The sequence below is a fragment of the Leptolyngbya cf. ectocarpi LEGE 11479 genome (assembly GCF_015207065.1).
Classification (GTDB): domain Bacteria; phylum Cyanobacteriota; class Cyanobacteriia; order Phormidesmidales; family Phormidesmidaceae; genus Leptothoe; species Leptothoe ectocarpi.
Genome location: NZ_JADEXP010000248.1, coordinates 1 through 9,736, shown reverse-complemented (window position 1 = coordinate 9,736; position 9,736 = coordinate 1). Strand labels below are relative to the sequence as shown.

Here is a 9,736-nt window from a genome sequence, read left to right as displayed (position 1 = left end):
ATGCACCAATTTCGCTGGCGATCTCTGAAAATGCTGCATCCTGATCAGGCCATAAAGTAATCGCAATATCATTACGAGGCAATACCTGTAGACCTTTTAATAATGGGAAATTTCGCAAAGAATAAGGACGAAGTAATACTGGAATAACAACAGCAATACTATTATCACATCTTGCTCGTGCTAGACTTACTTCAGTATCTAAAAAATAGTTTGAACTCATTGACTCAGGACTTATCATCAAAAGAATAATATCTGCTGTCCTTAGCCGTTCCTCTGTTAACTTCTCAAAATTCTCACCAAAAGGAATCTCGTACTCACATTTTGCAATCCCTGATTGCCATAATCGATATAAGTGCTTACTAACTAATGTTTTAACTAAGCTTGCATCTCTTTCATTATTACGAGCATAAGCAATGTATACATTGACTCGCTCAATCACAAGAGTGTTATAGTCATTAGCCATATCTATACATGCCTGCAGAACAACTAGCTTATAATTTTCAGACTAACTTTGATAGTTCTTAATGAGGTTATCAACTAATTCTCCAAGAGAATTGGCAATACTAGAGAATGCTTCATCACGATGCCTCCAAAGTATTACTGGTTCCGCAAACCTTGGTAGAGGCTCCAGTTTGCCAAAAGGAGAATCTTGCCAATCAGTTGGTTTTAGAATTACTGGTATGACGATTGCCTTCTTTAAATCATGTAGCTTCATTGCTCGTTTCATTTCGACCTCGTAACAGTAGTCTGAAGCTAAAAAGTCAGCACTAATCAGCAAAAGAATAATTTGTGCCGATTCAATGTGTTCATCAACAACTCCAAGCCAATCAGCACCTGGCAATATTTCTCGACTATGCCAAGCTGAAATAATTTTTTTCCGTTTGAGCAAAGCGAGATGGTTCAAGAGTTCGTCCTTCAGTTCTTCATCCTTAGAAGAATAGGAAACAAAAACATCGATTGCTTGAGTCATTATTCTTGTGTAGAGCTACACTCGTAAGGTCGAATACATTACACTCGGCTGTATTGTCTATGCTCCGTTGCTTAAATAATGTCTAATATATTCTAGACAGTACTACAAGAAAATCGATCACCTCCATATCCATTAGCGTATAGAGCTCACGCTGATATGCAGGTGTGCAAAATTGCTTACAAAATACTTTGCTGGAAATACCTGATCTTAGGTAACCATTCAAAGAACTGTTCTGTAAAGGATTTTGCATAGACACTTGTGACATTCAAAGCATCAGCCACTGCAGTTTGCGAGATAGCAATCTAATCGAGCCTTCAGACAAACCAAGCCATTTTCCCGAGGAGAATTGTAAATTTTTATATACTGCTTTCTTGTCCTGAAATTAGAAATTTCTGCCCCATTTCGGCTAAATAGTCGCTGAACTCGCTGCCTAGAGACGGTAAGCTCGCTAGGCATCTTTGACAAGGAGAATGGTGATCGCAACCAAACCCAGACCGACATTGTCGAAGCAATCAAGAAAATCGCTAAAGATTTCCGGACAAACTAACGTTGCTAAAAAACACGATCGCAACGAGGGCGGAGCGGAGTCGAAGTCCGGTCAAAAGGGCACGCCGCAACGTACCCCACGCGGTATATCCGCTAATCCACCCGGACCCGTTTGGTCAAAATTGCCATCACCTCGTTGGGTCGCCCTGTCGCTAGCGGACGGCTCCAGTCGTTCGGTTCGGCATAGTTGAGTTTGTACAGTAGGGCAATGGTTGCCTGCACCGAGCTGAGGGTGCCCAGCAGCAGGAGCCGCACATTTTCATAGTCATAGTCGGGTAAAGTCCCGTCGGCAGGGGGATCCGTGGGCGCGCCAGCGCCGAGATTTGGGTCGATAAACATAGACTCTGATCTCCAAATAAACAGTGGGAGGAAACCAGAGCCATAAAATAGCCACCCCGTATATTAGGCAATCCGGGGCGGCATCAGGTACATTAAACCTGCGCTCCCAGGTTGTGTACGCAACTCGGGGGTGAAGTCATCAGCATGGTGTTGTCAGCACCTGCTGATGGCGCTAAATTATGGGCTCTGTAGTAAGGCCGTGAACAGCCATAGAGCTAAGAGTAGCGATAACTCTTGATCAAGTCAAGGGGGAGTTTGGCAAGAACGTTTCAAATGCTTTAGTGACATTAGCTGGCGCGTTCTTCGAGATTTTCTGTGCGAGTATTTGCGCCTAGATAGCTCTCGACAATTGTTGGATCATCTCGTAGCTCTTTTGCGGTGCCCGAGCGCACAATCTGTCCCGTCTCTAGTAGATAGGCGCGGTCTGCAATTGCTAAGGCTAAGCTTGCCATCTGATCCACCAGCAAAATTGTTAATCCCTCACGTCGCAGGTCCGCCAGTGTTCCATAGAGACTCTCCACCAGCTGCGGTGCCAGACTCAGGGATAGCTCATCGTTAGTACGTCCGTGGGCGACAACCTCGCCATTGCGATCTCGAAATGCCGCAATCACCTCAAGTAGCTGTAAAGAGTAGAGTTAACCAAGAGCACCACGGACAATCCCAACGCCTCAAGCTAATGATTTATTCTGCTGCCGGCTCATCACCATGGTTCATGTCACCGTGGTCCATACCGCTATGGTCCATCATCAGTTCCATACTGGTTGGCCCCGATGCTTTAATCCCCATGGACACTAACCCCGAGGTCAAAAGCCCCATGGATACTAGCCCCGTAGAGAGGACGCCCATGGAAATCACACCGATAGAAACGATGCCGTGAGAAATGACGCCAATGGCAACCACACCGTGGGCAGAAATGCCGATAGAGACAATTCCACTTGAGCAGATTCCCATGGAAAAGAGCTTCTTCTTCGGTGGAACAAGTTGTGTGGCGGTGGAGCTATCTATCACAGGCTGATGCATGAAATCACCTAGCGATGTTAGTTCCCTAGGTTAGACCCTGTCAAAAGACGGGCTGTCATAGAAGCTGAAATGCCCTATTTCCTAGCCCTTGACGCCGCTGCTAACTTCGTCAGGAACGATGTAACGCTGCATAACGATAAAGAAAAGCAAAATGGGGGCCGTGGCGATGACGGAGCCAGCGGCAATTAACCGCCAGTCCAGGGAGAAACTACCTGCTAAACGGGCAACACCCAGGGGAAGGGTGTAATATTCGGGGCGATTGAGCACTAGCAGCGGCCAGAGAAAGTCACTCCAGGAACCGATAAAGACAAAGATGGCTAGGGTAACCAGGGCCGGGCGCACCGATGGAATCATGATGTGCCACCAGATACCAAGCTCAGAACAGCCGTCAATGCGGGAGGCTTCTTCTAGCTCTTTGGGAACGTTCTGAAAAGCCTGGCGCATGAGAAAAATGCCAAAGGCGGAGGCGATGGAGGGGAAAATTACGCCGAGATAGCTGTTGGTCAGCCCCAAACGTACGGTGAGGATGTACAGCGGGATCATGACGATTTGGAAGGGAATCAGAATGGTGGCGACAATCAGCGAAAAGATCAGTTCTCGACCGCGAAATGTCAGCCTCGCTAGGGGATAGGCGGCTAGGGAACAAAATAGGAGATTTAGCCCGACAGTAATGACCGCAATCAGGGTGCTGTTAAAAAAGTAACGACCAAAGGGATTGGTCTGCCACACTTTTACAAAGTTACTAAAGGTGGGCTGCTGGGGGAAAAAGCGAGGGGGAAACTCAAAGATGTTTTCAGCGCCGGATTTGAAGGCGGTGCTGACCAGCCAGAGCAGGGGCAGGAGCATTGCGATCGCAATTCCCCCCAACAGCGCATACATCAACACAAGTTCCCACCAGCGCTTTTGGTTTAGCATGGGTGCCGCCGCCAGATATTAACCAACATTAACCAAAGGTACGTTTTTGCATCAGCCAAAATCCAGCAAAGGATTCTGAGTCAGGATTGTCTTGCACCGCCACAAAGTGGACCTGATTGGCCTGCTCTTTGGCCGCCATAAATCGCTCAGCCTCTTTCTGCAGCTCAGGACGGTTAAGGCTAGCCATAATCCACGTGTCATTGCTGCCGGTTTCTAGCAACAGCTGCGATAGTTCACCAATCTGTACATCTAAATACGCCATCTCCAGCCCCGACATCCAGCCGGCTAAAGGGAGAGCCCGCTCCGAAAAAATTAGAATACCAGGCACCATCGTATCGGCAGACAGGCCAGCCATCGCCAGGGGAAACGCCTCGCTAAAACCAATATCCCACTCGGGCATGTCGGCAAACTCCTTAGCAGGCAGGCTTACCATCGCCCAGCTTTTCCCCATCAAGGCATCGGGCAGTGGGCGCGCCCCTTCGATGGGTTGCACGGTCGAGGCAGATTTTCCCGCCTGATATCCAGGCTGCTGCGGATAAAAGTTTTCCTTGCGATCATCGAGCCAGTGCTGCAGCGTCAGGGTGCGACGGCTGAGCTTAGCCGTCAGCCCCAGCTCATCACAGGCCCGCTTGATCATATTCTGCATCTGATAGCGAAAGAAACGTACCCGAGTAGGCGCTTCGTCTGCTTTATCCAGCGCTTCTGCTAACGCCTCTTTCAGCTCGATCGAGTTGACCTGTTGATTTGACAAGAACTTACTGTAGCGCAGCCCTTGTTCAGGTTTATCTGCGACTGACTGGGTGCCTTCACAAATAAGAACTTCCCAGCGTTTCTTCTTGTTGTCATCTAAGATCGGGCGCGAATAAAAGTCCAATTCCCATACGCTACCCATTAGCCGTCCTGCTCCGCCAACAGCTTACCTGGATCAGCGGCCCGCTCAGCTGCTTCGGCCATCAGCTTTTCGGGCTCTTTCATAATCTCGCCCGGATATTTTTCTAACACCTTGGTGGACAAACTAATGCGCCCCCTCTCTTCATCTAGGTTGAGCACCACGGCCTTAACCGCTTGCCCCACTTCAAAAACATCCCCAATGGAAGAGACAAAACTCTTACTGATTTGCTTGACGTGGAGGAGCCCACGGGCTCCGTCAAAATCAACAAACACTCCAAACGGTTTGATTGCCCCCACTTTGCCATCCACCAGCTGACCTGGGTTGAGCTGCCCCATGACTGTGGTACGGGCAGCATTGCGGTTAGATAGAACTAGCTTATTGTTCTCTTCGTTAACTTCTAGAAACGCTACCGAGATAGTTTGGCCCACTAGGGTGGTTAGATCCTCTGGTGGGTTGACCAGATGGGAACGGGGGACAAAGCCCCGCAGGCCTTCTACATCGGCGGTCACACCACCCTTATTAGTGCCTGTGACCGTGACATCGAGGATGTCCTTATTGGCTTCGCGCTGCTCTAGCTGAGACCAGACTTCTTTGATTTCTAACTTGCGGATGGACAAGATCACCTGACCATTGGCATCCTGGTCCCGAACAATCAGAAAATCCCGCTCGCTATCGATGGGCACGGCTTCTTCGAGGGGGACGCTGGAATCTACCGATGCCTCACGGGCCGGGAGAAAGGCTGCTGCTTTGCCACCAATATCGATGTAGGCCCCGTCATCTAGATGGCTGGCTACCTTACCCGTAACGACGGCTCCCTTCTCGAAGTTGAAGTCGTGCTGGTCCAGGGCTTTGAGAAAATCGTCAGCAGAAAAAGTCAACGGTCTATGGCCTGTTGGGACAGGCTCCCATAAAAAGTCAGTTTTCCAAGTGTAAGTCAATTTTTGCCCAGCGGAAGCTGAAGTTTTCGCGGAAGCTGAGCATTGTCGACCAATGGTTAATGCTCAATGGGACGTAGAGAATGGAGAGCACTAAGCCAGCTTGTCCGTAAATAACTGCTTTACCTTTTCCCAGGCATCGGCGGCGGCATTGGCGTTATAGCTACCGCGACGGTCGCAGAAGAAGCCATGGCCTGCGCCCTCGTATTCAAAGATCTGGTAGTCAATACGGCTTTGCTGTAGGGCGGTGCGAATCTGGGTAACGGCCTCGGCAGGAATAGAGGCGTCTTCGGTACCAAAGAAGCAATGGAGGGTGCCGGTGATGTGAGCCGTGCGGTCCAGGGCCACCGGTCCAGGACCAAAGGCGGTGTCGGGGATACCGGCACCATAGAAGGAGGCGATCGCAACCGTATCCTTCAGCGTGGCCGCCAGGTACGCCACGTGGCCACCAAAACAAAAGCCGATGCAGCCGACACCGCCATCCTTTACCTGGGGCAGCGTTTTGGCATAGTCGATGGTGGCTTGAATATCGCTCAGCAGTTCATCGGCCCTGGTTTGCACCTTGTACCGGCGGCCCACCTGAATATCCTCAGGGGTGTAGCCAGTCTCAAAGCCGGGGGCCTGCCGGTGGTATAGGGCTGGGGCCAATGCTACATAGCCTTCACGGGCGATGCGCTCAGTAACATCGCGGATGTGGCTATTCACGCCAAAAATTTCCTGGAGGACAATGACCGCTCCAAAGGGACCCTTGCCGTCGGGTATGGCCACGTACACCGGCAGGGTGATGTCGCCGCTTTGGACCTCGATAGTATTCGTCGCGATCTCTGGGGTAGTCATGATTGTGAATTTTTGTTGCCTATGCCAGTTAAATGAGAATTGTCACATATTAAAACCCGGTTTCACGAGTAACCTCTATGTAATGTTGGGTAGCCTGGTTGTGGTTTGCGCTATTGCTAGGTAGCCAAACCACGTTAGATTCTCCCGTTTAGACGGTAACTAAGCCCGATCCATGGTGCAATTTCATATTCAAACCGATAGCGAAATTCCAGCGTCCACACAGCTTTACGACCAGATTTGGTTTGCGATCGCATCTCGCCAATATCCGCCTGGGTATCGCCTCCCCAGTACCCGACAGCTGGCAATGCAAACCGGCCTGCACCGCAACACTATCAGTAAGGTGTACCGCCAGCTAGAAGATGCCGGCGTAGTCGAAGCCCAGCCCGGCTCCGGCATCTACGTACGCACCCAGGGCAATGTTGAAATTGATAAGCCCCGCTCCCCGCTGCTAGCCCAGTTTCCCAAGGCCCAAGAACTGGTAGAAAGCAGTCTGGACGAACTGCTGCGCCAGGGTTGCTCGCTACACCAGGCCCGCGAGCTGTTCCTAGGAGAGATCGACTGGCGGTTACGCTGCAGCGCCAGGGTATTAGTCACCACCCCCCGTCAGGACATTGGCGCTGGTGAGCTTATGGTGCGGGAGCTGGAGCAGGCCCTACATATCCCCGTTCAGCTCGTGCCCCTAGAGGAACTCGAGGACGTCCTGTCCCAAACCCGTTCCGGTACCGTCGTCACCAGCCGCTACTTCATTAACGAAGCCGAAGCGATCGCCGCCCCCAAGTCCGTACGCGTCATTCCCATTGACATTTACGACTATGCCGAAGAACTGGGGCAGCTCAAAGATTTACCCAAAGATACCTGTCTCGGTCTGGTTAGCCTCAGCTCTGGTATTCTCCGAGCCGCCGAGGTACTGTCCTACAGCCTACGAGGTGACGAGATTTTAGTCATGACCGCTCAAACCGAAGATGACCAAAAACTCTCTGCCGTTGTCCGCAGCGCTCAAACCATAGTCGCCCTGGATCAGGCCAGCTTTCCAGCCGTCAAAGAAGCCCTCCAGGCTGCTAGAGAAGACATCATCCGCCCACCCAAAGTAATCTGTTGTGAAAACTACATTGGTGAAAAGTCAATCGAGGTGCTTAAACGTGAGCTAGGTCTAGATTGACCTCTGTAGGCAAGTTGGAAACACATCTAGGGCCGCCAGGTGTAGCTAACATTGGTTAGTCGCTTAGCGCCCTGGAGCTGTTGTTTTACTAAATATCCTTGATTTGTTGCAGGAGCAGCATTGATAAACAGGGCTTGAATAGCCTCTGAATTCGCTGTAAAAAGAGCACTTTCAGCCGGAGTTAGCTGCTCGTGAATAGACTCTATCAACGTTTTGATTGCAAAGTTAACTAGCTCCCATTTAACGTTGGTCAACGAGAATGACTGAACACAAATTGGCAACAGTTTTTTCTCAATAGCTGACATATTGCCTTCTAGAAAGCATAGCCAAATATACGTTTGAAACATATTTAGATCGCGCATACTGGAACGCTGAACCGCTTCAGAATGGAGGCGACCTTGGTAGCTAATGTGGTGAGGGTATGTTTGTAGTGCTTTTTGATAGGTGAGTAATGAGATAGACCCTATTTTAGGTAGCATTCTTTTGACAAGAGCCACCACATCCGGATGATAGGTGACCGCTGATGCCATTGAGCAAATACGCTGCCAGGGCATGCAGGTAAGTTCGTCCAAAAGCTGTAAATAAGGTGCCAGCCAAAGACGCTCATCAATTGACAGATGGCTAAGAATCAACCGTTGGGTAAAGTGCATGTGGGTTGTCATAAACCCCACCAGATGTCGATTGATGGATGAAAAATACAGTGCCTTTAATTCATGCAGCATTGGCCCTAGGGTGAACATCAAGGGCTCAAATTTTGGTATGACTAGGGCTGCGGCCTCCAATCTTCCTTTCTCCGACTCGATGTCATGCAGATGTTCTATAACCGGTGAGAATATAAAAGAATATTCGTAACCGTCAATTAACGTCTCAAAAACCTTATGGATATGAATACTGAGATTCTGTAAGTCCCAGCTATCGATCGAAACCCCTGCTGCAAGTAAAAGTGATTGTGTTTCTGCCGCCGCGAGCCCCCAATCTGATGCTAGGCAAGATCTCATTTTATGCGCAGTCGCCTGGCGCGACTCAGATAGAATCGTCCGTCTCAAACGTTGTTCTATATGGGGTCTCACCTGACTGGAAATTGCCCCTAGGTCTGGCAGGTAGCGGGCAACCCATATCTTCAGTAATTCATTGTTAGCATCAGCTAAGGATCGAGCTCGCTTTCCTTCGTACATTCTGAAGAAAAATTAGTATGTTAATGGGTAACCTACACAACAATATTTCTCGCTCCACAGAAGAGGAAAACAAGAGCATTGCTGCGTAGGTTTAATTATCGCTGAAATGACTGGGTATAGCCAGCATTACATCTGCAAACTTTGCTCGATCTGACGCAGTTTAATGCGGGCCAGACCTAAATTAGCCTTCTCACGATCCAGGACTAAATAAAAGAAGACACCTTCAACCAGGTCACATATACGGATCAAATGATATTGATCGGCCAACGTAATCAGAATATCTTCGATGGGAGCTGTCAGCTGCAGCCCTTCACGAGCTCTATTTTTCGCTTTGATAACTTCGGCATTGAGGGCAATGGCTTGCTCCAGTTTTGCGGTAGAGAAAGAATTATCATTCAGGCTTGCTTGCCCTAAGGAAAAACCTGTTCCCCAATCGCCAATGGCAGTACCAATAGTGCCATCAATCTCCAGAGCACTTTGAATAGATTCTTTAATATTGTCCATTTACGATAACCTCAATGAAATAAAAGTTGATCTACTGAAAAGAATGGTGTCAAATTTGACACTGAATTCGAGTAAGGTCATCTCTGTAAAGCATTACTGATGCCCAGAGTCGACTAAGCATAAAGAAATCGATTCCCTATAGTAGTTAGCAGCCAGATTTGTTGCCGCTGCTGATTTAGAGGATGGACCGATCTGTGAAATCCACGACTAGCTAATATTCGGCAGATGAAATCATAGCGAAAACCAGCAACGTCGATTTTTTCCATGTATGCACTTTAAATCAATACTCCGGACAGAATTAGGAGACTAGCACCCCATAGTCACAAAGACTTGGAAAGTTGGGATGTGATTTAATCAAAGTCTCGTCTAAGTCTAAGTTTCGAATAAACCTGTCAATCAGATGCTGATTGAGTTTGCGACGTTTGTAGGAGGCCATGGAAAAGA

The 9,736-nt window shown here is 49.0% G+C and carries 12 protein-coding genes; 1 reads left to right on the top strand and 11 read right to left on the bottom strand.

All coding sequences use genetic code 11. The features are described 5' to 3' along the window. From IQ260_RS21440 to IQ260_RS21400, 9 genes are all read right to left on the bottom strand, one after another. On the bottom strand, nt 1-463 hold a 463-nt coding region (locus IQ260_RS21440; protein WP_193995131.1), incomplete at its 3' end, for a toll/interleukin-1 receptor domain-containing protein. A 42-nt stretch (nt 464-505) separates the two neighbouring features. Beyond that, the gene (locus tag IQ260_RS21435; protein WP_193995130.1) at nt 506-970 is read right to left on the bottom strand and encodes a TIR domain-containing protein; all 465 of its coding nucleotides are present in this window, start codon (nt 968-970) and stop codon (nt 506-508) included. A gap of 639 nt (nt 971-1,609) precedes the next feature. Then, nucleotides 1,610-1,855, bottom strand: coding sequence for a hypothetical protein (locus tag IQ260_RS21430; RefSeq protein ID WP_193995129.1), 246 nt, complete (start codon nt 1,853-1,855; stop codon nt 1,610-1,612). A gap of 287 nt (nt 1,856-2,142) precedes the next feature. After that, the gene (locus IQ260_RS21425; protein ID WP_193995128.1) at nt 2,143-2,466 is read right to left on the bottom strand and encodes an ATP-binding cassette domain-containing protein; all 324 of its coding nucleotides are present in this window, start codon (nt 2,464-2,466) and stop codon (nt 2,143-2,145) included. Nucleotides 2,467-2,536: 70 nt separating this feature from the next. Further along, nucleotides 2,537-2,875: a copper resistance protein gene (locus tag IQ260_RS21420; RefSeq protein ID WP_193995127.1), complete on the bottom strand. Its 339-nt coding sequence runs from the start codon at nt 2,873-2,875 to the stop codon at nt 2,537-2,539. 81 nt (nt 2,876-2,956) lie between these two features. Then, on the bottom strand, nt 2,957-3,790 hold the full coding sequence (locus tag IQ260_RS21415; RefSeq protein ID WP_193995126.1) for a carbohydrate ABC transporter permease: 834 nt from the start codon (nt 3,788-3,790) through the stop codon (nt 2,957-2,959). Between the two features lie 28 nt (nt 3,791-3,818). Then, a complete protein-coding gene (locus IQ260_RS21410; protein ID WP_193995125.1) occupies nt 3,819-4,682 on the bottom strand; it encodes a Tab2/Atab2 family RNA-binding protein in 864 nt (287 codons plus the stop codon). Next, nucleotides 4,682-5,560 carry a S1 RNA-binding domain-containing protein gene (locus tag IQ260_RS21405; protein ID WP_193995124.1) on the bottom strand — a complete coding sequence of 293 codons (879 nt, stop codon included), beginning with the start codon at nt 5,558-5,560 and terminating at the stop codon, nt 4,682-4,684. Before IQ260_RS21405 ends, IQ260_RS21410 begins: the two co-directional genes overlap by 1 nt. Before the next feature lie 150 nt (nt 5,561-5,710). Next, nucleotides 5,711-6,454 carry a dienelactone hydrolase family protein gene (locus IQ260_RS21400; protein WP_193995123.1) on the bottom strand — a complete coding sequence of 248 codons (744 nt, stop codon included), beginning with the start codon at nt 6,452-6,454 and terminating at the stop codon, nt 5,711-5,713. 172 nt (nt 6,455-6,626) lie between these two features. On the opposite strand from IQ260_RS21400, the gene IQ260_RS21395 reads away from it, so the two are divergent. Beyond that, nucleotides 6,627-7,613 (top strand): GntR family transcriptional regulator, encoded by a 987-nt coding sequence (locus IQ260_RS21395; RefSeq protein WP_193995122.1) that lies wholly within the window; start codon nt 6,627-6,629, stop codon nt 7,611-7,613. Between the two features lie 26 nt (nt 7,614-7,639). On the opposite strand, the gene IQ260_RS21390 is transcribed toward IQ260_RS21395, so the two are convergent. Beyond that, nucleotides 7,640-8,611, bottom strand: coding sequence for a hypothetical protein (locus IQ260_RS21390; protein ID WP_193995121.1), 972 nt, complete (start codon nt 8,609-8,611; stop codon nt 7,640-7,642). Between the two features lie 303 nt (nt 8,612-8,914). Beyond that, the gene (locus tag IQ260_RS21385) at nt 8,915-9,292 is read right to left on the bottom strand and encodes a hypothetical protein (RefSeq protein ID WP_193995120.1); all 378 of its coding nucleotides are present in this window, start codon (nt 9,290-9,292) and stop codon (nt 8,915-8,917) included. Nucleotides 9,293-9,736 lie beyond the last annotated feature (444 nt).

Bases quoted from the DNA above. Each gene is read 5' to 3' on its own strand.
- IQ260_RS21395 (WP_193995122.1), top strand. From the start codon at position 6,627: ATGGTGCAATTTCATATTCAAACCGATAGCGAAATTCCAGCGTCCACA.
- IQ260_RS21385 (WP_193995120.1), bottom strand. From the start codon at position 9,292: ATGGACAATATTAAAGAATCTATTCAAAGTGCTCTGGAGATTGATGGC.
- IQ260_RS21430 (WP_193995129.1), bottom strand. From the start codon at position 1,855: ATGTTTATCGACCCAAATCTCGGCGCTGGCGCGCCCACGGATCCCCCT.
- IQ260_RS21420 (WP_193995127.1), bottom strand. From the start codon at position 2,875: ATGCATCAGCCTGTGATAGATAGCTCCACCGCCACACAACTTGTTCCA.
- IQ260_RS21410 (WP_193995125.1), bottom strand. From the start codon at position 4,682: ATGGGTAGCGTATGGGAATTGGACTTTTATTCGCGCCCGATCTTAGAT.
- IQ260_RS21390 (WP_193995121.1), bottom strand. From the start codon at position 8,611: ATGAGATCTTGCCTAGCATCAGATTGGGGGCTCGCGGCGGCAGAAACA.
- IQ260_RS21400 (WP_193995123.1), bottom strand. From the start codon at position 6,454: ATGACTACCCCAGAGATCGCGACGAATACTATCGAGGTCCAAAGCGGC.
- IQ260_RS21415 (WP_193995126.1), bottom strand. From the start codon at position 3,790: ATGCTAAACCAAAAGCGCTGGTGGGAACTTGTGTTGATGTATGCGCTG.
- IQ260_RS21435 (WP_193995130.1), bottom strand. From the start codon at position 970: ATGACTCAAGCAATCGATGTTTTTGTTTCCTATTCTTCTAAGGATGAA.